The sequence below is a fragment of the Paenibacillus xylanilyticus genome (assembly GCF_013359935.1).
GTDB classification, from domain to species: Bacteria; Bacillota; Bacilli; order Paenibacillales; family Paenibacillaceae; genus Paenibacillus; species Paenibacillus xylanilyticus.
The window spans coordinates 185,456-211,468 of record NZ_JABMCB010000187.1 but is presented as its reverse complement, the minus strand read 5'-3'; the positions used below and the strand labels follow the sequence as shown (position 1 = coordinate 211,468).

Genomic DNA, 26,013 nt, shown 5'->3' with positions numbered 1-26,013 from the left:
TCCCCCTGATCATGGTTTATTCTTTCAACGATCCAAGCAATGAACCTTTCACAAAATATTTCTGTAAATAAGGATACACCAAAATAATGGGAACGCTTGCAAAAAGAATTGTCGCAGCTTTCAGTGTGGTTGTGTTGAAGTCATAATCGCCGAGAAACATGTTGACCTGAGCCAGTTCTTCCGGGCTGGTCAAATAGGCACGCAGCTTCATCTGAAGCGGCCACAGATCAGGATCGCGAACGAAGAGTACCGCGCGTTGGAAGGTGTTCCAGTACCCTACGGCATAGAACAGACTGACAGTAGCAAGAACCGGTTTGGATAGCGGCAAATAAATCTGGAACAGGATTCGAAAATCATGACAACCATCGATCCGGGCGGTGTCATCCAGTTCCTTCGGCAAATTCATGAAAAACGTGCGTAGAATCACCATGTTGAATGTGCCGATGACGCCCGGAATAATCAGAGCCCAGATGGAATTCATCATGCCCAGCTCTCTTACCGTCAGGAAAAACGGAATCATCGGAGCATTGAAAATCATGGTGATTACGATACCCAGCATCACCTGTTTGCGGATCAGAAATTCTTTACGTGATAGCGGAAAAGCCGTCAGCACGGAAAAGAGCATACTAAGCGCTGTACCAGCCACCGTAATGAATACGGTTACACCAAACGATTGCCATAAGCCCGAGCTTTGTAAAATATGCATCCAGGAAGCCATCGTAAATCCGACCGGCCACAGGAAAACTTCCTTGGAATCGGCGGCAACCGGAGAACTCAGGGATACTGCGAGCAGATGTAGCAATGGCAAAATCATGGTTAAGGCCGCAGCTGTCAGGAAAACATAGTTGGCGACTTGAAAGCATTTTTCACCAAAGGTCTGTTTCATCACCACAACCCCTCCCCAGTCTTTTTGGCCAATCGGTTGAAGACCCAGAGCAGGATAAACCCGATGACGGATTGGAACAGCCCAATGGCCGTGGTGACACTATACTGCCCTTGCAGAACACCTGAGCGGTATACATAAGTTTCAATAATATCCCCTACCGAATAGGTCATCGGCGTCAACAGGTTGTATACCTGATCAAAACCGAGCTCCAGGAAGTTCCCGATATTGAGCAGAAACAGGATAAGGATCGTCGGGAACAACGCGGGCAATGTAATATAAATCGCTTGTTTCCACTTGTTGGCTCCGTCCATGACGGCAGCTTCATATTGGGTTGGGTCTACGCCGCTTATGGCTGCGAGATATATAATGGTTCCCCACCCAACTTCCTTCCAAATGGATGATAGCACAACAATCGGACGGAAGTACTGTTCCTGCTGCATATACAGAATGGGTTCGAAGCCAAACCATCCACGGACCGCGTTAACAAATCCACCCGAGGCAAGCACTTCAAAGACAATGCCCCCCACGACAACCCAAGAGAGGAAATGGGGTAAATAGAACAGACTCTGCAAGAAGCGTTTTGCGAGCATTTTTCGTACTTCGTTGAACAACAGCGCAAGCAGGATCGGAGCAGGAAATCCGACCACCAGTTTGTAAAAGGCAATTAGAGCTGTGTTCCGAAGAACATTGTAGAAGTCCTGATACGTAAAGATGAATTTGAAATTATCCAGGCCGACCCATGGGCTGCTCCAGATTCCTTTCATAATTTGAAAGTTCTGAAATGCGATTACGCTGCCTCCCAGTGGAATGTACTTAAAAATGATGTAAAACAAAATGCCGGGAAGGATCATGACATACAACATCCAATGCTTCCTCATGTTTCGCAAATACCCTTTTTTGACGGGTTTATTGACTGTAACTCCGGTTTGTCGTGCAGATGTTTCCGTCAGCTCAGCCATACGATTTTGGGCCCCCTTTAGCAAATGATGGTGTGAATGACGAGCAGGCTCCTCTGTTCACATATTAAGGGCGGGCAGCATGAGCGACAATCGTGCAATCGGCCAAACCATGAACCAATCGCTTACACAGTAAGCTTTTGCAGGATCGGTTCATTCGCTGGAGAAATGGTTGGTGCTATGATCAGGCTAAAAAAAAGGCCGCCAATATGGCGACCTCAAGGCATAGATGTTTCCTATCATTGATCAGGGTGCTCCCTTTCAAATAAAATGAACGAAATTCATTTTTCATTACTCATTGTGCCGCTGTCATTCTCGTCTTTATTTTCTTTGCTGGTTACAACAACCCCATCATCATTAAATCCCTTAATTTCGAATGGTGTCTTGACTATCGCGGGGGGAAATACGAACCAGATGGTACTTTCCGGTCCCACCTCAACCAGTTTAGCTTCAGTAGATACGTGTTCTCCATTTACTTTGGACTCAACGGTAACTCGCTTGATGGCAGGATCCAGTACATTTCCGAATACCATGGGAAAAGGAGTAGAGATGTGATCCAAGCGAGGAATGCTCATATAATCTATGACAAACTGGCTTGGAGAAGATTGACTAATCGCGTATCCTCCACCCCATCCCCATTTCCAGCCGAATAATCTCTTTCGTGCATACTCTACCTGGAGATTACTGGATTCCGAACTCGGTCTTCGTGTAAATAAAATCATGCCCTCTTCAACTTGTTCTTTATAAATGATTTGCAATTCCGGGTGATTGCCTCTAAACTTTTGAATCGCGTTTTCAGGAGTTTCCCCTGTTGGGATGCGTATGGTTTCATTCATTCCCAACAATTTGGACATTCGTTGATCCGATAACCCACCAGGTCTATCATTAATAAATACATAAAACAGAAATGATGCGACCGAGAGGACGATCACAGCAATGCAGATCCAGATCAGCCGTCTCTTTTTTGCTTGCATAGTAATTTCCACCCCTTATGATAATAACGGTCATATAAAATTAAAATTATTCTAATATTACCATATTTATCATCTCTTCTTCTGATTTGGATGCAGCAAAAAACCTTCAAGACCAATGTCTTGAAGGTTTTACGGTGTTTATGAGGTTTAGAGTACTTTCTCCAAAAAGCTGATTGTACGTTCATGCTTCGGATTACCGAATATTTCGGCAGGAGTCCCCTGCTCTACAATGTATCCGCCATCCATGAAGATAACCCGGTCTGCAACTTCACGAGCAAATCCCATCTCATGGGTAACGATCATCATCGTCATTCCTTCGCTGGCGAGGTCTTTCATGACACCCAGAACTTCACCAACCATCTCAGGATCAAGCGCGGAAGTTGGTTCATCGAACAGCATCACGTCCGGGTTCATCGCGAGAGCACGGGCAATCGCCACCCGCTGTTTCTGACCCCCGGAAAGTTTGTTTGGATAGCTATCCGCTTTGTCTGACAAACCTACCCGATCAAGTAAACGAAGAGCCGTTTCCCGAGCCTGCTGCTCGTTTAATTTGCCAAGCTCTCTTGGTGCGAACATGATATTTTTGAGCACGCTGAAATGAGGAAACAGGTTAAAATGCTGAAATACCATACCGATATTTTCACGTGCTTTATTGATATTGGTTTTAGGATCATTCAGATCCTGGTCATCCACGATAACCCGGCCCGCAGTAATCTCTTCCAATTGGTTAATGCAGCGCAAAAACGTACTTTTCCCCGAACCGGAAGGCCCGATGACACAAACAACTTCACCTTCGGTGACGGTCATATCGATTCCCTTCAAAACCTGATTCGAGCCAAAACTTTTCTTCAATCCTTCGACCTTAATTTTACCCACGGCGAACCTTCACCTCCAGATGGTCAGCGATTTTAGTCAATGTAATGATGACAATCAGATACATAATAGCAACCGTTAACCAAATGTCAAAAGAGGCGAACGTTCTAGCAATGACAATTTTACCTGATTGCGTCAGCTCCACCAAACCAATGACGGACAAGATCGACGTATCTTTCAGTGTAATGACCATCTGATTAATAAATGATGGAATCATAATCCGGATGGCCTGAGGAATAACGATCTTCATCATGGCTTTACGATAAGGAAGTCCAAGTGAACGGGCGGCTTCCATCTGTCCACGATCAATCGATTGAATCCCCCCACGAATAATTTCGGTTACATATGCCCCTGCATTCAGACTCAGCGTCAGAATGGCTGCCAGGAACAATGGCATCGTGAAGCCCAAAGCCTGCGGTATCCCGAAATAGATAAAGAAGGCCAGGACAATCAATGGAACCCCGCGGAATATATCCACAAATACGGTGGCAACACCGCGAAGGAATCTATTTTGTCCCACTTTCATAAATCCAAAGATCAAGCCCAGGATAAAGGCAAAAAACAATGAAACAATGGTGTATAAGAGCGTGTTTCCCAGACCCTTGATCAGGGACGGAAGTGATTTCTGAACCAGCTCCCAGCGACCCATATCGGCAGTTGTTGGAGCATTTTCACCAACATATGTCTCAGTAATGCGTTTATACTCACCGTTTGCCTTTATATTCATTAGTCCATCATTGAACATTTGTAGAAGTTCCTGATTCTGCCCTTTGCTTACGGCAAACCCATAGGAACCTCCTTTTTCTGGTTTAGTAACAATTTTAAGACCGTTATTCTGTTTGACCCCATAAGCCAATACAGGGAAATCTTCAAAACAAGCGACGGAATTACCGGTTTTGACATCATCATACATTTGTGAAGAGTCATCAAACGGCACAATGGTAAAGCCATACTCCGAAGCAACAGACTCCGCAAAAGTGTATCCTTCTGTTCCCGTTTTCACGGCGACTTTTTTGCCGCGGAGGTCTTCGTAACTTTTCACGGTATCGTTATTGGCGCTGATACCCATAACCACACCTGAATCGAAATAAGAATCTGAAAAATCAAACTTTTGTTTTCGTTCATCGGTGATACTCATCCCTGCAATGACGCCATCCACCTGATTCGACTCAAGTGCCTGAACAGCTGCGTTAAATCCGAGGGCTTTAATTTCATACTTAAAATTTTGATCTTTTGCAATGGCGTCGAGCAAATCCATGTCTATGCCCACAAAATCACCATTCACATCCTGAAACTCAAACGGAGCAAATGTAATATCTGTGCCGATCACATAGGTTTTGCCGGCATTGGATTCTGCGTCCGCAGCGCCTGCCCATCCGGATAATCCCGTCACCAAGAGCAGCACTAGCGAAAGTACAAAAAATGAGACCTTTGTTGTTTTCATATGTCCTCCTCTTCTCGGTCCTTTACGTTTTTCTGTGTTACATTTTTTTCAGACGTATTGCTCATTATACAGTCATATTGATTTCATGAAAATAAACATTTTAAATTTTAAGTTTTCATTTCTTTTCCAATCCGACTCTTACATGACCATGGCTTAAGTATAGTCTTGAAGGACATCTTTATTTACCGTTGTAATATGCACTCGCTCAAGTTTTTATTCCAACCGATATACATTTCTTGGTGATTAATTACCTATGTGTTTTTCTTGCTCCATTCATTCGAGATATGTTTATCATTTACAATAATCCCTCTTTCAATTAAAAAAGTTTGACGTCACATTAGGAGGTACTCCTTTCAGAGGTGCATCTTCCATTACCTTATTAAGCACTCACTTGAAACACCTTTTCCTTTTTCTCTCTCGACAGCAGACGCTGATGAGCAATCCAGAGAAAAGGCAGGCCAAGAGCAGTCATGAGAGCCAGCGGGATAAATATTTTGAGCCCAATCTCTGCACCATACTGGCTAAGCAGCAGGCCGCCAAACACAGGTGTCATCACACTGCCCAAATGATTAAATCCAATCGTGCCGAAGTAAATGCCTTTACTTTCCGGCTTGGCAATCCGGTCAATGAACAGGTCCATCATGGTAAACAGCAGCACTTCTCCGATCGTAAACAGTATGACACTGATGACCAGAAACGTTAAACCTTCAGCCCATCCAAACAGCAGCAGACTCGCAGCGAGCAAAATGTTGCCAAAGATGAGAGAGACAATGGGCGAATAATGTCTTGCCGTTCGCATAATGTTTCACATGCTTAACTTATGTTATCTATCCATCATCATTCATCATGGATCCAGATCGTACTCCAACCTTTTTTTCTGCCATAGTTCCATGAATGGTTTGCAATTCCGAATCAGTTCATCAAAAGACCCGTGACCAGCAACTCTTCCGTTGTCCATGACAACGATCTGATCCACCTGCTGAAGAAAGTTCAACCGATGGGCTACAATGATGATCGTTTTATCGCTAAATTCTTGAAGGATCGTCTCCATGATGCTTTTCTCCGTAATATTATCCAGTGCCGACACAGGTTCGTCCAGAATTAACACGTTTCTGCGCTGGAACAGGATACGGGCAAATGCAAGCCGCTGACGTTCTCCTCCAGACAACTTTACCCCTCTCTCGCCAACAAGAGTATCCAATCCCTCCGGTAAGTTCAGAATCGTCTCTTTTAGATGCACCTTCTCCAATAATTCATAGATGGCTTCATTGGAAACATGCGCATCAAAACATATATTGCCCCGAATGGTTGTATCGAAGATTGGGGTCTCCTGTGATAAATAGGAGATATGTTCATAGTAGGTATTCAGCTTCAGCTCATCGATGTCCACGCCGTCCAAAAGCAGCTTGCCGCTGTCCTTTTTCACCAATCCGGTCAACAGCTTGATTAACGTCGATTTTCCTCCTCCACTCATGCCCACCAGTGCAACAGACGTCCCTTGAGGAATGGTCAGAGATATGTTGTTCAAGATCGAATGCTGAGCATAACTGAACGAAACGTTGCTAAATTCAATTTCACCCTTGAGACCAGCAAGTTCAAGACCTGAATCCAGGTTGCGGTCTTCCGGAGCGTGAATAAATGCTTCAAACCGTTTGTATGTCACTTGATTCAGCCGGTAATCCACGAACAATACGTTGAATATGGCAATAGGAGAGTAGATTTTCTCGATAAAAAGGAATAATGCCACAATAACGCCAATGGATGAATCACCTGCAATGACACTTTGTACGCCGAAGAACAGGATCACGAGCTTAATGATTGTAATAAACACCTCAAATATGGCGAAAAAGGCTTCATGAATCATGCGAAGCTGTGCGCTTTTGTTAATAATCTGACGGGCAGAAGCGCTGAGCTTGGCCATCTCCTTCTCATATCTTTTGTTCGTTCGAAACACGACCAGTTCCATAAAACCACGTATGGAATATCGGGACATGGACTCCTGTTCGTTCAAAATGATGGATTTCATCCGGTATAGAAATTTCAAAAGCAGGTTGGTTACCACAAAGATGACAACATAACCTATCGCAATAATCAGCATGATCCGCGGGTCATAGAAGCTGATAAACAGCAAACTGAACAAGATGGTTGGCAGCAGTTCATGCAGCGTTTTGAGGATAAATCCATATATGATTTCGTTCCCGGCTTCAGTGCCGTTCTCAATCACTTTGATCATCTGCCCGGTTCCGATGTTTTGATATGCCTGATAATCGATTTTTGAAATTTTGTCCAGGGCCATCAGCTTTAATTGCTCGCTGATACTCTTGGACAGATATACGCTCGGATATTCGTCCACATAATTCAAAATGACTGTCCCCACAAGCAGCAGCCCGTATATGATGATGAAATGGATGATCTCGTCCATCCGGTTCGCCTGCACTGCCGTATCCAACACCTTCTGGAAAAAAACGATCCCCAGGCTGCTGAACAGCTGAATGCTACATCCCACCGCAATATATAAGAGAATCCACCATTTTAATTGAATTAGACATTGTTTTAACACAGTTCTCAAGCCCCTCTATCTTCTGAAATGAGAAAAAGCCAGACGGTTCCAGTCATGGACATGTCAAAGCCCTCATGATGAGAACTAATCTGTTCCACGATCGGTAGTGTCCTGGCTTGTAAACAAAATGACTGCCTGGGCACCGTTCAATGTTTCCAGTTTCATGCGATCAAATGGGCACAGAACCCCCTTGATAGCCGGTACGCGTTTTGATCCGGCCCGAAAACTAGTTACTTCGAACGATGCGGTAAGACATTCATTTCACCTCAATTCCAAAGATATGTTTCAGTATAGCCCTCTGCTACCACTAAAATCAACCTAATCATTTCCAGCATTTTAGTAAAATCTTACTTAAAAAACTTGCAACTCCTTCGATTAACAAGCTATGATCATGGTAGAATGAATACCTATATGTATTTTCCGGGAATTTTGTCAAGGAAGAGAAACACAACAACCCCCATAGCGACCCTGGTTAGGTGCCTGCTACGGGGGTTTTGTTATTACCTTTTAAAGATTAGTGTGGCAGGTTACCACCTGTTTGCGAGTCAATCATGGATGGAGCGAAACCATTCAGCATTTGCTGCATGTCTTGTTGGGCAAGTTGAGGCACTTGATAGAAACCATTTTTGTTTTGGTAAATGGAGATCTCATACGCCATCTCAATACAGTTTGGCAATGAATCTGCCAGTACCCGACGCACAACCGGATTAGTTGATTCCATCGCAGCAGTTGTTTTCATCACAGCACCCGATTTTACGGCATTCAACATGCTAGAAGAGATGCTTTGGTCACAGATTTCGGCAGCGGAAAGCATCGGCTTTTTCGGCTGGCTTGGTTTCAAGCCATATGTGAAGTCATTATCCTGTTTCATCTTATAGCTTTGCGTTGGTTTGGAGGGGTCCTGTCCTGTTTTAAAGCACTCCAACGTAATGTTGTATTCTTCGGAAATAAATTGCTTTTGACGCGTCAAAATATCACGAAGCTCCGGATCCTTCACATGTTGGCTCAGCATGGTATAGGTGTTCAATGTATTGATGGCTCCTGACAGCACCTCGTTTACATCAAACATTTCATGACCACCATGGTTGAGTTGTGGTGGAACCGTACCTGTTTCGACGTTTTGGTGATTTTGCATTTGCATGTAGTTAACCTCCTAAAGTGTGTGTATGTCTTTGCGCAGTCCGAGGTTTATTATTATTTTTAATCCCCAAAGATATTCAGATACTTTTATAAATTCCATGTATATTTTTTCAAACCAGTGACCTTTATTGATACCTTGCATAGGCTGATGCATACCATTTAGGAGGAATTCACTTGTATACTTATGAAGCAAATCGACAACAACACCTGGCTTGGCACGAGACTTTGGAGCTCCATGAACTAACAGCTTTTCAGAGTAACCAATTAACTAATTTTAAAATGGTCGTAAATGATGTAAAGAACCCTGCTCTTCATTCCTTGTATCAGGAAGCCATCCGGACCATTGAACAGAACTTAAAAGAGCTTCTTCACTACTTTCCCATGGCGCCTGAAGGAAACAGAAGCAGCGGCAAAGAACCGGATATGACTGCATTCTACGCCGGACAGTTGTTGGGATTTGCCAAGACTTCTGTACGCAACTATGCAATAGCGATTACTGAAACGGCAACCCCTCAGCTGCGTGAAACGTTACAAAAACAATTAAACGGTGCCATTCAATTACATGGCAAAGTGTTTTATTTTATGCTGGAGCAGGGACTGTATCCTTCTTATGACTTGCCTAAGCTCCTGGCTAACGATGTTGACATGGCAAACCAAGCAATTTCTCTATAAGTTTGCAATAATAAAACAAGCAGGCTTTCGAGGAAGAATGCCTGCTTCTAGCTCTATGCTATGATCCCTAAACAACATAAAAGCAGTTAAGTATCTACACCATAGGGGGCAAGCTCGCTCCCGCATTGTCGTTCCTAAGAGCGTACGGCGGAGTATCGTAGATATATGGAGGCGCTGGTGGCAATTTAGGGGCAGCTGCCAGTGGTTGAGGATGCTGTACATATTGAAAAACACCGTGCCCATCCATACTTGGTCCATGTGCCCAGCGACCGGTTGCACTCTCGTCTCCTCGGGAAAAGTTAAACAGCACATAAGATACTTCTTGTTTCTCCAATTCCCTCGGAAAGGTGGTTGGAACAACAATGCCTTCTTTTTCTTCCAATTCCTTAATGGCTGCGATCCATTGATTTTGATGCATGGTGTCTCGAGCGAGCAGCCAGGATAGCATATCTTTGACCCCACGATCATTTGTCATTCCATAAAGTCTGGCAACCTGCAGCCTTCCCTGTGACTCAGCAGCCAGATTATGCCTGAAATCAGCAAGCAGATTGCCGCTGGCAATCGTATACTTTGCATTCCATGGATAACCGTTACTATCCGAGGGAGCTGCTCCCAAGCCAGTAACAATGGCATGTTGAGGGTTACTTCCACCAAGAATTGCATTAATTACGGGATCTTTGGCGGCTTCTTCTAATGTGGCTAAGGGAGCATTATCCAACAATCGCGCAATCATGGTAGCAAGCATCTCGACATGTGCGAGTTCTTCTGTCCCCGTATCCATTAGCAAATCTTTGTACTTACCATCCCCGCGCACGTTCCAACCCTGAAACAAATACTGCATCGCTACCGTAATTTCACCAAATTGTCCGCCAAGCACCTCCTGAAGTTTTCTAGCAAATACAGGATCTGGACAATCCGGTTTAGCATGATACTGCAGTTCTTTGATATTAAAAAACAAACCATCACCTCATTCATTCGAATAGCAAATTCTATGTCGAATATTCCAAGAACTTGCTTGTCACAACTAAATATCTTCATGACATCTTATGAGGATCTTCTTTAAAAAAATATTTGGTAATTAAAAAAGACCACCTCATACGGGCGGTCTATCTTCATACTTTCAGTTAAACAGCAACCGAGTCAATTCATTTGCATCAAGCTCACAGGTCGGATTGAAATCATCACTGTCGAGGTATTGCAACAGACTGTAAATAAACTGTCGACCCTCGATCTGAGCGAGAAGTTGATCATAATCCAGTGCCCCTACCAGCACTTTTCCTTTCCCCACTTTGAACTCAAATAACAGACCCAGCTTGTGGTTACGCTCAAAGTTGTCAATAGTCTGGACGATAGGCTGCACATCTCCTGGAAAGTTATCCAAAATGATGGAACGTGAATGGGTAACTATATTCCACCACGGATAGGTAGAGTGTTTCTCACTCGGGAAATGCTGTAGTGCTGCATGCTCATTCTCAATAAGCAAGCCCAGCGTCCCTACCGGAACAGGTTTATTCATGCTTTCGGAAATGGACCGGAACATGGGATAACACCAGAAATCCGTACTGTACAAGCCTTCAATGGAGTTGGCGATCTTATTGAGAGCAGGCAGCAAAAGAATGGACTCTCCCTTTTCCAACTTCTCAAGGGCTTTATCAGTGAGTTCCCTGTATACAGGTGCGTCGGCAAACTGACTATCTTTCTGGTTAGGATAAATCCAGAGGTCGTAGGTTTTATAAATATCCGTTTCCGAAATGGACAGCTTCAATGTCATTTGAGTCATATCTACTACATCAGGTAGCGTTGCTGTAATGCTGCAGAGCATCTGATAAGGTTTCATATGATCCTCGGTAATGAGGTGTTCACCTTCTGATATAACGCGGCTGCCTTGAGTTAAATGCCATTTCAAGCTTTTCCCTTTCAAAGGAACCTGACGGTAATAGCGCAGCTCCACCGATGCACTAAATGCTTCACCTGCCGCATAGTTGTATTTCTCGAATCGAGCCAAAAGTACAGTATCCGAGCAAAACGTTCGCCATTCTTCTGCGCTGATTAGCCCTTTCGAGTCCATAAATGCATCCAGTATGCCGACCAAGGCCGTTCCTTGTCCGCTAAAATCCTGCAAATCCAGCAGTTGGAAGCCTGCAAGCCGCTCGGAACGGAAAGCTGCTTCCAGCTCTTCCTTATAACAAGCTACGGCCAGTTGTCCGGAAGCATGGAAAAATGAGTCCGCTAGATGGCCCATTCCCTTTTCCTGCAAACGTTCTCGGAAAATCTCAAAGTTGTGTGCCTTAATCGAGCCTGTATACTTTTCAATTTCCGCAAAATTCGGATACATGGCATACTGCCCTATCTCATGGGAAACCACAGGAAGATGCGGAATGAGCTCCTTGTCGGTTCCGGCCGCTTTCACCGTTTTGGAAACGGTCCCATATTGGATCTGGATCTCCTGCTCCTCTGCAGCGGAATTCTGAAGGTTACTATGTTCGAGAGGCAGGATATGATCGTCATAATCTTTCATTGTGCCGGGCAGATCTGTCTGAACATGGCCGAGTGGTGCATCACACATTGCATAGGAACCCCTGATCAGCCGGTCACGAGAAAAGCGTACACCACTAAAGAAATCTTCTTCTTCCAATATTACCGGAGTAAACTGGAAATTATTGGAGCCTTGAGTGTATAGATGTCGCGAATCATATGCCTTGTACTTTTTCAGAATCGCATTCAGCCTCTCCTTGCTCCCCCATAACTCATTACCCAGTGACATCATGACAAATGAAGGATGATTGCCGAAGGTGCGAAGAATCGCAAGTCCTTCCTCAATCAAGTAATCCTGCTCTGCCTGATTATGGTTCGGGTCTGTCTCGTCTGTGATGGTTCCCCAGAATGGGAGCTCGGGTTCCATATAGATTCCCAGCAGGTCAGCCGCAACAAATGCTGCTTCAGGTGGACAGCAGGTATGGAAACGGTAATGATTAATGCCGTAGGACTTCGATATGCCGAGGATTCTCACCCATTCATTCACGTCAGTTGGTGCATAGCCAGTTAACGGGAAGATCAACCCGTCATGTTTGCCTCGCAAAAAGGTTGGACGATCGTTGATTGTAAACTTGTCTCCACTCGCCTTGAAATCCCGCAGCCCAATAACGATGTCCCGATCATCGATGATTCTCCCGTTCTCTCCGCGCAACGTGATGGCAATCTTATATAAATGAGGTGCATCGTCACTCCATAAGAGCGCTTCATCACCGAATTCATAAGTGATACTGTTTTCGTTTTTGTCACATGGGTAAATACGCTCTGCAACTTGGTGTTTGTCTGCGGCCAACTCAGAAGTCTGCTCATATATTGCAAAACTCTGCGCGGAAACTGCAATAGCTGTTCCTTGAGTCTCTCCGCTCAGATTCACCGAAAGCGTTATCGATTTATTCATCGCGTCCGGGTAAATTTGCACATCGTCCATACGTGCTTCATTACTGAATTTCAATTTCATTTTACCAGTAATGCCGTTCCAGTTCGTCTGTGTGTCCTTGGAAGTCATGTGTCCACCTTTGGTTGGGTAGCTTGTGTTGTCCACCTTGATTCTAATGGTATGTGTACCAGCAGCGAGCCCTTCCATCAGAACATACTCATGTGGAGTATTGAGACTGTTTCGTGTTCCAAGCGGATGACCATCGATCCAGACTGTGGTGACGCGTGTACGTTCTAGATGCAGACAGCAATGCTTCCCTTCCAACTCCTTGGGAACTTCAAATTCCCGCTCCAGCCAGAGCCAGCCCTCGAAAGCGTGTTCATCTGTGAGTGCTCCAACCTCAGCCACTTCGTTTTTCTTTCCCTTTCCAGCATGAGATGTAGTATTCGGCATGGTAATCGTGTCGTCATAAGGTACCGTGACCCCCAGCTTATCTTCGTCAAGCTGCATTCTCCAGATCCCTTGCAAGTTAATGATGGGCAACATGATTTCAACTCCTACATTATGGGTTAACCGCACTTGTCTTTCATTGTACCAGAGAATGGACTGCCTATCTGTGAATTTAAATAAGGGGAAGTTCGGTCTATAAAAAAAGAACCTGACCCTCAGGTAAAGAACCTTGCAGGGTCAGGTAGACTATCAACGAAGAATTTAGTTTTGTTCCAGTAGACTTAAGATTAATTTGACCGATTCAGCCCGCGTTGCCGTTTGCAATGGGGCAAATCGATGGCCGCCTACACCTTCAATGAATCCGGCTTCAACCATGGAAGCCACGTAAGGTGCTGCCCATGCAGGAATCTGATCGAGGTCTTCAAAAGAAAGCGAAGCCGTTGAACCTTCAGGTGTGCTGCTTGCACGAGCTATCATGGTCACCATTTCGGCACGGTTCAGTGGTTTATTCGGCTTGAATGAGCCATCAGTGTATCCACTGATAATGCCTTCTGAAGCTGCTTCAACAATGTACGGAGCAGACCAGACTGGCATTTTCTTCGCATCGGTATAGGTTGCTACCTTGTTGGTCGTGTTCATTTTCATAGCTCTGCCCAGCATGGTAATGAACTCCGCCCGGGTTACTTTTTGATTCGGACGGAAGGTTCCATCGCCATAGCCTTGTACAAATCCTGCAGCCAGGGCTTGATCGATGAGCGACTTGGCCCAGTGCCCTTCCGTATCTTTCAGCTGAGGTACATTTCCGTTGTTGTTGCCGCCAGTCGTTCCGCTTTCGGATTGTCCAGGACTGCTGCTATCCGGATTGCCTCCCTGCTCTGTTTCTGACGGCGTAGTCTCCGAACCTGTGCCGGATGGTGGAGTATTGCTTCCTGACCCGCCACTGTTACCGGAACCACCACCTGATCCAGGGTTGGATGTACCAGGTCCGGGGTTCGGCGTTTCGGTATTCGACTTCTTGATCATGCCAAACTGATCTATAATAAAGGGTTTTGCATCATTTTTGTTCTGATCAATCTCATACGTTACAGCTGTAAGCTTGTTCCCGTCGATTGTGATGCCCACAAAGTTCTGAATCTGTCCCCGTTTCGGACGACGATCATCATTCGGGTCTGCTCCATACTGTGCAGCATGGTTTTCTTCTGCCCGTTCGAATAAGCTGTAGTACGCATCTCCAAGAACAGGATCCTGATTTTTATAGTACACTTTCGGTCCGGCTGTTGCCGGGATTAGGTAGATGGTACCATCCGGGTTCACCGTGTATTCAATCTTCTCACCGTTTAGTGTCTCCGTAATTTTCACGGCTTCCTTGGCTTTCCCGGTCGTGTCGATCGGTTTGGTACGGGCGTAGATATGATCATGCCCCTGTAACACAAAGTCGATATCCAGTTCTGCCATCAGCGGAGCGATTTTGTTGCGAACTCCGTTCGGTCCGATGATATCCGAGTCTGTCGCATGATTGGAGGTCGTGTATGGACCTTTGTGGATATTGACAATGATCCAATCTGCTCCGTTTTTCCGTGCCTGCTTCACATCATCCTGCAGCCACTGTACCTGTTCGGATGAGAAATTATTGTATTCTTCTGAATCCTCATTCGAATTCAACACCACAAAGTGTGCATTACTGTAATCGTACGAATAATAAGCACCTGTCTCTGTTGCCGAGTTCACCGGTACATCCAGGTTAAAATGGTCGATAAAAGCGTAGTTCTCGTCTTCATGATTACCCGCTGATGGAACGATTGTTGTATTCAAAAGACTTGATTGAGAATGACCGAGAAGCCAGTCCCATTGCTCCTCTTTTACACCCTTATCAACAATATCTCCATTGTGCACCACAAATTGTGCATTCGGAATGGTAGCAAGTGCTTTGTCCAGTGTCTCGGAGGAAAGGATGGCTTCATCCTCTTCCTTCGCCTGCGTATCTGCCAAGTCAATAAACGTAAAGGCTCCTGACTTCGGCGCTGTACGGAACGTACCCGTCTTGCTCCAAGTGTTGCTGGAAGCGTCACCTACTCTGAAGTAGTATAACGTGTCCGGCTTCAGATCCGCTGCTTCAGCTTTGTGTACACGTTCAGTTGATGAATTTACAGACAGGCCGGAACGCCCTTCATAAGTAAGTGGGTTGGAGAAGTCAGCGCTATTCGCTGTTGTTTTCTCAACGACCTGTAGATCACTTCCTGTGACTTGGTCAGAAGTATACCATGTAACGCCTTTGCTCGTCGTGGGATCTCCATTAAACGTAACTGTAACCTTACTCACTTGCTCACGGGTTGTGTCAGTATCCTTGGTAATTCCAAATTGGTCTACAACAAAAGGTACTGCATTATCGCGGTTTTGATCAATTTCATAAACGACCGCTGTCAGTTTGCCTCCGTCAACAGTTAATGAGGTAAAGTTTTGTACCTGACCTCTTGCTGTACTAGTTGTCTCTCCATACTTGCGTGCATGATTCTCTTCCGCTCTCTCAAACAGACTAAAGTAAGCATCGCCCAGTTCAGGTTTCGTATTTTTGAAATATACTTTGGCCCCTGCCGTACCTGGGATCATGTAGATTGTACCGTCCGGGTTAACCATATATTCAATGCTTTCCCCGTTTAAGCTTTCCGTGATCTTGGCAGGCTCTTCCGCTTGCCCATTCTGCTTGATCGGTTTGGTTCTGGCGTAGATGTGATCATGTCCTTGAAGCACGAGATCAATGCCAAGCTCGTTCATGAGCGGTGCTATTTGATGTCTAACGCCGTTCTCACCAATAATGTCCTTGTCGGTCGCATGATTGGACGTTGTATATGGTCCTTTGTGAATATTGACGATGATCCACTCAGCTCCAGCAGATTTGGCCTGCTCCACATCCTGCTTCATCCACTCGACTTGATCACTTGAGAAGTTGGCATACTCCGCCGAGTTTTCATTCGAGTTCAAAACGATAAAATGCGCATTGCTATAGTCATATGAGTAGTACGCCCCGGTGACAGTGTCCGCATTCTCCGGTTGCTTTACATTAAAGTGATCATAAAACGCGTAGTTTTTGTTCTCGTGATTGCCCGCGGAAGGTACAATCGTGGTTCTCATCAAGTCGTTTTGTGAATGACCAAGAAGCCAATTCCATTCCTGCTCGGAAGTTCCATTTTCGACAACATCCCCGTTATGAACGACAAACTCCGCATCCGGAACGGTATCTAGTGCCTTCGACAGCGTGGCTGCTGATAAAATGGCCTCTTCTTCATCTTTCGCTTGTGTATCCGTAAGGTCTATAAATGTAAATTCCCCATCGACTGGAGCCGTCTGGAACTCGCCTGTTTCACTCCAAAGTCCAATGGACTCGTCACCCACACGATAATAGTATGAAGTATCCGCATCAAGGCCCGTAGCTTCTGCTTTGTGAACTCTTTCTCCCGGTGAATTTCTGGAGATGATCGCTTCACCGCTAAAGGATTGCGCCATGTTGAAATCAGGAGTACCTTCCTGTTTCTTGACGACCTGCACATTACTGTTGGTCGAAGCAAGCGGTGTATACCAGGTAAACCCTTTACTCGATTTGGCGTCACCATAGAACGTAGCTGTTACTTTGCTGATATCGATAGCCGGTGCGTCAGCTAAAGCTTTGAGCTCCATATCGAAGTACAGATCAGAGCTTCCATCGCTTTGCTGATGAACCTCAACTGCAATGATATTCTCCCCATCATGCAGGAGTGTTTGAAGCGGTTCGGTCAGATCCACATCGTTATACATAACAGGCAGATCCATAGAAGATGTTGCTTTGGTAGAATAGCTAATCTCACCATCAGGCATGCCGAACCTGCGCACTTCCGTGCCATTTACATAGAGAACAGCACCGTCGTCAATGCCGAAGGTACCCAGAATTTGACCATAATCTTCAATTTGCTCTTTGTTGACTGTCAGCGTTGTCCGGAAGTATGTAGTGCGGTGTTTCAGACTTTTGTCGCCACCATAGTCCACATCAGTTTGGAGCGGTCCGAAATATGTCGTTGATATGCCGTTGCCGTTATCTTTATAGCCAAAAGGAGCATTGCCTTCCGGCCAGGTTGTATCTTCATAGACAGCCTGCCATACAGACATCAAATCCTGCCCTTGATCAAAATACTTCCAGTTCGAATTTTTACTTAACAAAATGTCCGGTTGAGGCTCAACTGCTGCTTCTGCCTTAACGATCGGCCCTGCTCCTAAACCTCCGAACCATCCTATTACCAGTGCAGTTGATAGCAGAATGGCTACAATCTTTTTGTACAATGGGTTAATCATCATGTTCTCCTCTCATTTGGCAATAATGTGAATCTAGTATGTTTTCATTTAACGATTACTAGATTGCCAGATATATATCATACGAGTGATACATGTTGATTCTTGCATGTTTATGTAAATTGCATGTAAATAAAGTCATATTCTGTTTTTCTCATTGGTCTTCGTTCATTGCATTAATGAAAAACTGTTCATTTACAATCCATGCTTTTTGATTTACGATGGTTTACATAAAGTAAATATTTACACAATGTAAACCAAAGGGGTGCCTTCTGTTATGAGCGGCTTGCCGAAATCAGCTTCATTTCCGCTGTTTATTTTAATGCTGAACTTATTCATTGCTTTATTGGGTCAAGGCATGGTTATTCCCATTTTGCCTGAATATTTGAAAGAATTTAATGCTGCAGGAGCAGCAGCCGGTTACCTTATTGCCGCTTTCGGAACCGCACAGTTTATTTTTTCACCTATAGGTGGGCAGCTTTCGGACCGATGGGGACGAAAATCAATGATCATTTCCGGCCTTTTTCTAACGGTTATTGCTGATTTATTGTTTGCCTTATCTACAACCCTACCCCTTCTGTATATTGCACGGTTTATTGGTGGTATCGGAATCGGTCTGATGGTCCCTGCTAACATGGCCTATGTGGCAGACATTACTACACCTGAGACCCGCGCCAAAGGGATGGGCTACCTAGGTGCATCCATGAACCTCGGAATGGTACTCGGTCCGGGACTTGGCGGACTAATTGCAGAACTTGGCATAAGAGCACCTTACTTTTTTGCCGGAGGACTTGGTCTTGTAGCCACACTGCTTAGCCTGTACATGCCAGAAACCCTTCCAAAAGAGAAACGGATACCAGCAAACACTTTGGTTCGTCGTGAGCCGATCCGCAACCAAATCATGAATTCGTTTCGCACGCCCTATTTTCGCTACTTGCTCCTCATCCTGATTATGACATTTGGTCTGATGAATTATGAAACCGTATATGCACTCTTTGTGGAACAAAAATACGGGTTTGATGCCACCAAAATCTCACTCATCATCACGATAGGCGCAGTGATCGGTATCATTGTGCAGATTTGGCTGCTCGATATTCTCATTAAGAGACTCGGTGAAATGAAACTTATTCGGATATCTCTGATCATGACTGCCGTCGCATTGATCTTGATGATCATCAAGATCAATTTAGTATACTTGTTAATCGTGTCAGCACTGTTTTTTGCCTTTAATGCCTTTTTAAGGCCTACAGTAAGTACGTTGATTGCCAACGCAGCCGGGGATCGGCAAGGATATGCTGCAGGATTGAATACGACATACTCCAGTATAGGTAACATTATCGGTCCGCTTTTTGCCGGGCTGCTGTTTGACAAACACATTCATATTCCTTATATTGTTGGTGCACTTATCCTTGGATCGGCCTTTTTCCTGACTCTGTCGAAAACAAAAAATGTGAAAGAACAGGTAGTCTCCTATGACTGAAAATTGGCACCAAAATTTTAAAAGCAAAAACCGGGAAGCTTTAATTGCAGCAGCCAAAGTACTTTTTATGAAGCAGAGCTTTCTGAATGTGAATATCAAAGATGTATGCAGCGAGGCTGGCATAAGCCGGGTTACTTTCTACAAACATTTTCAATCCATGAACGAGCTGATTCTGGAGGTCCAGGTTGAGATTTTGAAGAATATGACCGGATATGTGAAAAATGCAGCTGCTGCTGACATGAGCGGAAAAGAGATGCTTGCTTCGATGCTTGAAGCTTGGGTACGCTATGCTTCCTTACATCTGGGTTACATCAAATTCGTATTACTATTCGACCTGCATTATGAAGCTTATGATTCAAGTAAAGAGTTGAAAGAACAATACGATCTATTTATTAACCGTGAAAAAGAACAACATTTCCTATTGGATGCGCTGCAGATAGGGTACATGGATGGAACGTTAAAACCCGATCCGGACCCTTTGAATACGGCCCACTTTATCTTTGTATCGATGATGAGTTTGCTGCAGAAAATGAGCCTTGTGTCAGAAGCTGATCAGGAAACAGCTCAGAGTGATCTGAGATTCGCCAAACGATTTGTGGAGATGCTGGTACACCATTTGAGCACCTAAAGAAAGGTCATGGGAATATTCCTTGTAAGCGTGAAAAATTTGCGTTTGCAAAATGGAACAAAGCAAAAAAGACCAAATCCAACCGGGTTTGGTCTCTTGGCGTAGGACCCCTTTCACTTCAAAAGGTTCGAATAGTTCCAGGGAAATGCGTTTTTATCAGGACCTTCTAGATGCTGGTAATGAATCAGCTTTACATTGAATGAAGGAGAAATCTGATATGTGAATATATCTTTACCGACGACAATGTGTGGACCGACAGTAGGATAGGCTTCAAGAGTAATCTGAAAGTTAAATCCGCGAAATCCGCCCACCCTTTCGATATCCAGGAGATCAACATCAAATGGATACAAATTAGGAGCAGATGTTAAGACATTTGCATATGCCTTTTCGAGTTTTTTTTCCATATGGGAGAGCAATGACAATACGATCATATCCTGCAATTGCAGCTCTCTAGAATCGGTTTTCTGATTATCAGAGGAGGGATTAATTGAAGGCATGATTCCAGAAGCAATAATAGTGGATATCATCAAAATCAAGATTAACCTCATGTTGTGACTCCTTCCTCATTTTTTTATAATGTCCCTCATCTTAATGGTTATAATCCCCTGATTCCTTAAACATAATCTAAATTCTGTATTAAGTAATTCTTTTGCTCTTCACTTAGCCATATGTAATATAAATCTAGGTTTGGTCTTCATTTAAGCTTCCAATTTTACGATAAATAATATGGGGTTATACGGATTGCATTGTTGATTTACCACATCCAAGGGGGAACAGAACGTGAAACAGACTCGTAAAAAAAAGAGGGATCTAAGGTTTAAACTGTATTTAATCATTCTGGTTCCACTGCTGGCGATGGGCGGACTAATTATGTGGACCACCATTCACTCTAGTGAGAATGCTTCATTAATGACGAAGCAGCATGACAACCAGCAGTTGGCAGTAAACACCGCTTCACTGCTCGGTCAGGAATCGGAATTAATCAAGACGTTATCCTCTACTGCTTCGGAGGAGGGCAACGAATATAAAAGTCTGAGGGACGAGCTTGTCAAAGTTAGACTTCAATCGGGAGCCCTCTATGTTTATATGTATAACAAAACGTCTGACGGATGGTTCTATACCGTAGATGGAGCAGATTGGGACGATCCGGAGTATAGTCCTTATGGGACTGAAATGGAATTCAACCCCCAGATACAGGAACGCTTGTTAAGCGGCGAGGTTGTAACTACAGGCATTGTAGATGATCCAACCTGGGGACAGCTATTGTCCTCCTTTTCACCAATCAAGGATTCGCAAGGTGCTGTTATTGGCTATCTGGGTATTGATATTTCTGCTGAAGCAGTGAATCAAGTATCCGCGACATCCGTGAATAATGCATTTCGGACGGTTATCCCGATTTTTGTGGTTGTACTGATTCTCTCTCTGATTATGATGCTATTCGTGGTAAGAGGCATTCTCAGACAGGTACGCGATATTAAGTCGAGCCTCGAACAGGTCGCTGATGGAAATCTTAAAGTAGTATCAACACATATTACGAATGATCAGCTCGGTGAAATCAGTGAATTGATTAATGTCATGGTTGCCCAATTGACGAATATTCTTCTGGGTATACAGCAGGGATCCAATACGCTGCAGCTGTCCTCGAAAAATATTGCTGCAACAGCTCAGACGAATCAGCGTCAGACGGAGGAGCTTTCCAGAGCTATTGAGGAAATTGCCATAGGTTCCATGAAACAGGCCGAAGAGACAGAACACTCCGTCCAACATTCAGAGAATCTCGGTAAAATCATGGATGAAGTTGGTTCATATGTTCACCAGTTTACCAATACTTCAGAGCAGCTATCCGCTGTCCAAGTACAAGTTACTCGCGAACATGAGGTTCTGCTTGAGAAAGGCCGGGAAAATGCGAAACGGGTTGAGCATCAGCAGGAAATTTCCAGATCGCTGACGACTCAATCGGAGCTCGCTTCATCCATCAGCGGACAAATTCACAACATTTTGAAACAAACTCAAATCCTATCACTGAATGCTTCAATTGAGGCAGCCAGAGCTGGCGAAGCAGGTAAAGGCTTTGCGGTCGTTGCTGGTGAAATGGGACAGCTTGCCCAGCAATCCGAACAATCCATTCAGGAGATTGATGCGATTCTGGGATCCTTTGTACAAGAGATTCACCGTATGGGCAGTCATTTTGAAGCGAATATGGTGGCAGTTAAGGAACAGGAGAATCAGATTGCTGATTGCCTTCAGGCATTCAAACAGGTTAGCCGTTTGTCGGCTGAAGTACATGAACTGGCTCAGAAGTTGCAAAGCCGAACAACGAACATGCACTCCATTCGTCAGGAAGTGGAACAACATTTGAGCTACATCGCTTCAGCAACCGAGGAAACTTCAGCAATGGCTGAACAAGTAACGGCCAGTGCTGTGGAACAGCAACGATCTGCCGAAGAGCTATCGAATATCTCCGGGCAGCTCGCCGGACTTGCAGGTGATCTCAAATCATATTCCGATCAATTTCAGATTGAAACCCACAAATCAGATCCATCATGAGAAAGAACCCCGTCATCGATTTAACCAGATGCCGGGGTTCTAATTATGTTTAGGATATTATCATTTCGAAATTCCGATGAATTCCTTCTGGTCAGCATCCATTGTTTCTAAATAATGTACGAATATGCAGCGGGCGATTTTCTGCATTGGTTAGCATGAATCGATCCCAACTCCTTGTTTGACTTATGACTTGCAATAAAACTTCCTCTTCCGCATCCTATAAGTCTTTTCTTGAGAATAACCGAATCGTTAATAAATAGGAGGCACAAAACAACAGTATAATTCCGAATGAAATTGCAGTGATAACTCGGCCATTAATCATCCCTTCCTCGTTTACCATACTCATGAATAGAGCAAATGGTTGTGCAAGAACAATGAGCGAGACCATAAATACAGCATTGATAATCCCTGCTCCCTTTTTACTAAGTCCATAAAAAAGTGGCATATAGATGGAGACCAGGACAAGCACCATTCCCACTGATACCATAATGTCCAAAACCGAATAATTCGGTTTATTCAGCTCAGGGAAATTCAAGTCAACCAGCCAATGAATCCCGAACGAAGCGAAAACTCCAAATAACGTAAAAAGAATGGCCGACAAGTACTTGGCTTGCACGATGTTTTTGCGGCTAACCGGCAGGGTGACGAGGAAATTATGGTTATGATTTTTGATATCAATCATGGTCGCAAGGATAATCGAACCGAATGCGGTATAGATCCCGACAAAATACATCGACATTTCACTTTTGGGTATAAAGGCGAGACTAAACACAACAAGATATAGAAGAATCGTCCACAGGGAACTCCTGATTGCGATGAAATCTTTGCGCAGCAAATTAAGCATGTTTGCGTCCTCCCTTGGCTGTAAAATAGATCAGATCTTCCAGAGATGGCCTTTGCAAAAGGGCAAAGCTGCCAAATAACCGTTCTGCTTCCTCCTTATTCCGTGCCAATCCTTCAAAACCGACAGCTGTCTCACGGATTCCGATGAACAGATCTCGGGTATCTGAATCAAGAAGTTCCATGTCACCTTTGACAATCGTATATCTCTCAAGCACGTCATCTTTGGTTTCATTAAATACGAGCTTCCCCTGATTGATGAACGCAATATAGTCTGCGATACGCTCCAGATCCGTCGTGATATGCGTAGAGAAAATAATGGACCTTGTCTCGTCCTGTATCAGATCGGAGAGCAGATCAAGAAGTTCTCTTCTAAATACAGGGTCAAGACCGGATGTCGGCTCATCCATAATGAGGAGCTCCGCGTTGTGAGACAGTGCGATAGCAAGGGAAAATTTGATTTTCATCCCTTTGGACAGATCTTCAATCTTCTTTTTGGGAGACAACTCAAATTGCTCAAGAAAGCTGTTAAATTTCTTTTCGTCCCATCTCTTATAGAATGGTGCTATCATTTTTTTCATTTCCCGAATCGTTAGATGTTCATAGTAAAAGCATTCATCTGACACGATACCAATGCGCTGCTTAATATTAATTTCCTGTGAGGGCATCTCATTACCCAATGTCTTTATACTCCCGGAATCAGGACGGATTAGACCAATGATCATTTTAATTAGTGTGCTCTTTCCAGCTCCATTTGGTCCTATAAGGCCCGTAATGTACCCTTGTTTGACATTCAGAGATACATTATCCACCTTAAATAAGGGATACGTTTTGGTTAGATTTCGCAGTTCAATCGCATTCATGGTGTATTTTCCTCCTCAAACAACAATGTGAAATGATTGATTACCTCTTGCTCCGTCATGCTTAGTTCCTTGCTCTCACGAATAATGTCCAGCATTTTCTCTTCCAGTCGTTTCATGCGCTGTTCCCGAATAAAATCCTGATTGGCACCCGAAACGAAACACCCTTTGCCTACAACGGAATCAATCAGTTTTTCTTTCTCGAGCTCTTCATAGACGCGTTTGGTTGTTATCACGCTAACTTGCAAATCCTTGGCGAGCTGCCGGATTGAGGGAAGACTATCGCCCGCAACCAATTCCCCGCTCAAAATGCTCTGACGAATCTGATTCATAATCTGTATATAGATTGGATCGCTCGAAGCGTTGGATATGAGAATTTTTATGGCCCTTCACCTCATTACTGTTTATTGAGTGTATAGTGTGTATATATAATATATACACTATATACCCATTTCGTCAATCCAAATTTGCCCATTTATTCGAAACATCTGCACAACAAAAAAAGAACGGATAATATCCGTCCTTCCACTCTAATTCACGCTTATTTCAGAGATGCTGGGAGCTTGACTCCGATCAGTTTGTCTTCAGCTTGGATGATGATCATTCCGTTTGTCTTCAACGTTGCTTCGTGCAGATCCGCCCCGGTTTTCACGCTAAAAACCGGCTTGGACGTCAGCATATGAATACCGAGCAGTGTTCCGTTACGCTGCGCACGATAGACCCCTTTTCCGTATACACTGACCTGGGACACAGGGGCATCACCGTTCCATTGGACCCCGCTGCCGTTGACCAGTTTAATGCCTGTCAATTCACCTTCCGTTACGTTGCTTCTGTAGATAAGTCGTTCCTGTACAATGCCCATCAACTCTCCATCTACCCCGTAAGGACGCTGAAACGTCCGCGAAGGAGCATCACCCGTCTTGTAAGTGTCCAGATTGTATTCCGATATTTGATCGCCTTGTTCAACGTACAGCTTGCCTCCACTTGCTATTACGCTTCCTTGACCCCGATCATATGGTGGGTCACCAGGCATCTTCCAATTAAATTCAAGGGTTCCTTTTATCGCACCCGTCTTGAGGTTATACGCATTTATCTGCAGTTTCCGATCCGGAACGGATTCGTAGTCGGTAAGCAGCGGAGAGTAATAATCAACGGAGTAGACGAGACCGTTTTTAATATGAATGGCCTCTCCCTGACCAAAGTCGCTCCATAGCTTTTTTCCTGTTTTCTTATCATAAGCGTTCAGTTGAACAGAAGTTAGTGCCCCCTGCACAAAAAAAGTTCGCAGCACAACTCCATCCGATTCCTGAAGATAAGCGGTACCATTCCCCTCAGCCATTGCTTCGTCAGCCTTCCAGCGCAGCTTCCCGGTCTTGCGTTCAAAGGCAAACGTAGTACTTCCCTTGATCACGTAAAGTGTATCTGCAGCAGGTACCAACGCCTCTGTACCTTGACGTGTATCAATCCATGTGGATGTGCCCGATTGCCATACGGCCTTTCCTGTCTTGGCATTCACTGCATATGGCTTATGATTGGAAGACAGTCCATACAAAATACCGTCATTATAGACAATTGTGGGCGTCAAACTATTACCGAATGTCCATAGCTGCTTGCCTGTTGCTGCATCCAATGCGATTAGCTTGCTTTTTGAAAAAGCAAATACCTTGCCCTCCTCGGCTACTGCCTGATGTCCCAAAGAGGTCTCATTCATATTCAAATAGTTGTCTACCTTCACTGTCCAGGAAGGCTTTAATTCAGGTACGGTGAAACTCGGATAAGAGTACCAGTTGCGAACGGATACATCTGCTTTTTCCGCGAAAACCTGTGAAGGAAATGCAGCATAGCCCGAGCACACGGTTAGTAATGTGGCTGTTATGCCCGTAAGCGTGCGGCGGATAAGATGGTTCTTTGGTTTTCGAGATCGTGACTTGGACTGCAAGTGGATCATATAATATTCCTCCCTTTTGGTGAAGTATC

The 26,013-nt window shown here is 44.4% G+C and carries 20 protein-coding genes; 4 read left to right on the top strand and 16 right to left on the bottom strand.

The window, feature by feature from the left end; genetic code table 11:
• Positions 1-16 precede the first annotated feature (16 nt).
• From HP552_RS16830 to HP552_RS16795, 8 genes are all read right to left on the bottom strand, one after another.
• Positions 17-886 (bottom strand): carbohydrate ABC transporter permease, encoded by an 870-nt coding sequence (locus HP552_RS16830; protein ID WP_175396606.1) that lies wholly within the window; start codon positions 884-886, stop codon positions 17-19.
• Positions 886-1,845 (bottom strand): ABC transporter permease, encoded by a 960-nt coding sequence (locus HP552_RS16825; protein WP_175396576.1) that lies wholly within the window; start codon positions 1,843-1,845, stop codon positions 886-888. The genes HP552_RS16830 and HP552_RS16825 overlap by 1 nt, the downstream gene beginning before the upstream one ends.
• Positions 1,846-2,123: 278 nt before the next feature.
• Positions 2,124-2,816, bottom strand: coding sequence for a hypothetical protein (locus HP552_RS16820; protein ID WP_175396575.1), 693 nt, complete (start codon positions 2,814-2,816; stop codon positions 2,124-2,126).
• Positions 2,817-2,963: 147 nt separating this feature from the next.
• Complete coding sequence (locus tag HP552_RS16815; protein WP_175396574.1) at positions 2,964-3,692, bottom strand: amino acid ABC transporter ATP-binding protein; 729 nt, start codon at positions 3,690-3,692, stop codon at positions 2,964-2,966.
• Entirely contained in the window at positions 3,685-5,133 is a 1,449-nt protein-coding gene (locus tag HP552_RS16810) for an amino acid ABC transporter substrate-binding protein/permease (RefSeq protein WP_175396573.1), read from the bottom strand. Before HP552_RS16810 ends, HP552_RS16815 begins: the two co-directional genes overlap by 8 nt.
• Before the next feature lie 379 nt (positions 5,134-5,512).
• A complete protein-coding gene (locus tag HP552_RS16805) occupies positions 5,513-5,932 on the bottom strand; it encodes an MFS transporter (protein WP_175396572.1) in 420 nt (139 codons plus the stop codon).
• Positions 5,933-5,977: 45 nt separating this feature from the next.
• Positions 5,978-7,693, bottom strand: coding sequence for an ABC transporter ATP-binding protein (locus HP552_RS16800; protein WP_175396571.1), 1,716 nt, complete (start codon positions 7,691-7,693; stop codon positions 5,978-5,980).
• A 514-nt stretch (positions 7,694-8,207) separates the two neighbouring features.
• Positions 8,208-8,834, bottom strand: a complete 627-nt coding sequence (locus HP552_RS16795) for a spore coat protein (RefSeq protein ID WP_175396570.1) — start codon at positions 8,832-8,834, stop codon at positions 8,208-8,210.
• A 173-nt stretch (positions 8,835-9,007) separates the two neighbouring features.
• Between HP552_RS16795 and HP552_RS16790 the strand changes: the two genes are divergently transcribed.
• Complete coding sequence (locus tag HP552_RS16790) at positions 9,008-9,505, top strand: spore coat protein (protein ID WP_246310926.1); 498 nt, start codon at positions 9,008-9,010, stop codon at positions 9,503-9,505.
• Positions 9,506-9,599: 94 nt separating this feature from the next.
• Here the strand turns inward: HP552_RS16790 and HP552_RS16785 are convergent, their stop codons facing one another.
• From HP552_RS16785 to HP552_RS16775, 3 genes are all read right to left on the bottom strand, one after another.
• Positions 9,600-10,463 carry a manganese catalase gene (locus HP552_RS16785; RefSeq protein ID WP_175396569.1) on the bottom strand — a complete coding sequence of 288 codons (864 nt, stop codon included), beginning with the start codon at positions 10,461-10,463 and terminating at the stop codon, positions 9,600-9,602.
• A 162-nt stretch (positions 10,464-10,625) separates the two neighbouring features.
• Complete coding sequence (locus HP552_RS16780) at positions 10,626-13,460, bottom strand: DUF8487 domain-containing protein (protein ID WP_175396568.1); 2,835 nt, start codon at positions 13,458-13,460, stop codon at positions 10,626-10,628.
• 165 nt (positions 13,461-13,625) lie between these two features.
• Positions 13,626-17,687 carry an S-layer homology domain-containing protein gene (locus HP552_RS16775; protein WP_246310925.1) on the bottom strand — a complete coding sequence of 1,354 codons (4,062 nt, stop codon included), beginning with the start codon at positions 17,685-17,687 and terminating at the stop codon, positions 13,626-13,628.
• Between the two features lie 271 nt (positions 17,688-17,958).
• Here HP552_RS16775 and HP552_RS16770 point away from each other — a divergent pair, with 271 nt between their 5' ends.
• Positions 17,959-19,161, top strand: a complete 1,203-nt coding sequence (locus HP552_RS16770) for an MFS transporter (RefSeq protein WP_175396567.1) — start codon at positions 17,959-17,961, stop codon at positions 19,159-19,161.
• On the top strand, positions 19,154-19,789 hold the full coding sequence (locus HP552_RS16765) for a TetR/AcrR family transcriptional regulator (RefSeq protein ID WP_175396566.1): 636 nt from the start codon (positions 19,154-19,156) through the stop codon (positions 19,787-19,789). The genes HP552_RS16770 and HP552_RS16765 overlap by 8 nt, the downstream gene beginning before the upstream one ends.
• Positions 19,790-19,902: 113 nt before the next feature.
• On the opposite strand, the gene HP552_RS16760 is transcribed toward HP552_RS16765, so the two are convergent.
• Positions 19,903-20,337 (bottom strand): DUF3888 domain-containing protein, encoded by a 435-nt coding sequence (locus HP552_RS16760; protein ID WP_175396565.1) that lies wholly within the window; start codon positions 20,335-20,337, stop codon positions 19,903-19,905.
• 232 nt (positions 20,338-20,569) lie between these two features.
• On the opposite strand from HP552_RS16760, the gene HP552_RS16755 reads away from it, so the two are divergent.
• Positions 20,570-22,336, top strand: a complete 1,767-nt coding sequence (locus tag HP552_RS16755) for a methyl-accepting chemotaxis protein (RefSeq protein ID WP_175396564.1) — start codon at positions 20,570-20,572, stop codon at positions 22,334-22,336.
• Between the two features lie 217 nt (positions 22,337-22,553).
• Here HP552_RS16755 and HP552_RS16750 read toward each other — a convergent pair whose 3' ends face one another.
• From HP552_RS16750 to HP552_RS16735, 4 genes are all read right to left on the bottom strand, one after another.
• Entirely contained in the window at positions 22,554-23,180 is a 627-nt protein-coding gene (locus HP552_RS16750; RefSeq protein ID WP_175396563.1) for an ABC-2 transporter permease, read from the bottom strand.
• Positions 23,173-24,039 (bottom strand): ABC transporter ATP-binding protein, encoded by an 867-nt coding sequence (locus HP552_RS16745; RefSeq protein ID WP_175396562.1) that lies wholly within the window; start codon positions 24,037-24,039, stop codon positions 23,173-23,175. Before HP552_RS16745 ends, HP552_RS16750 begins: the two co-directional genes overlap by 8 nt.
• Positions 24,036-24,368: a GntR family transcriptional regulator gene (locus HP552_RS16740; RefSeq protein ID WP_217506458.1), complete on the bottom strand. Its 333-nt coding sequence runs from the start codon at positions 24,366-24,368 to the stop codon at positions 24,036-24,038. The genes HP552_RS16745 and HP552_RS16740 overlap by 4 nt, the downstream gene beginning before the upstream one ends.
• Before the next feature lie 209 nt (positions 24,369-24,577).
• Positions 24,578-25,984: an outer membrane protein assembly factor BamB family protein gene (locus HP552_RS16735; RefSeq protein WP_175396561.1), complete on the bottom strand. Its 1,407-nt coding sequence runs from the start codon at positions 25,982-25,984 to the stop codon at positions 24,578-24,580.
• Positions 25,985-26,013: the final 29 nt, after the last annotated feature.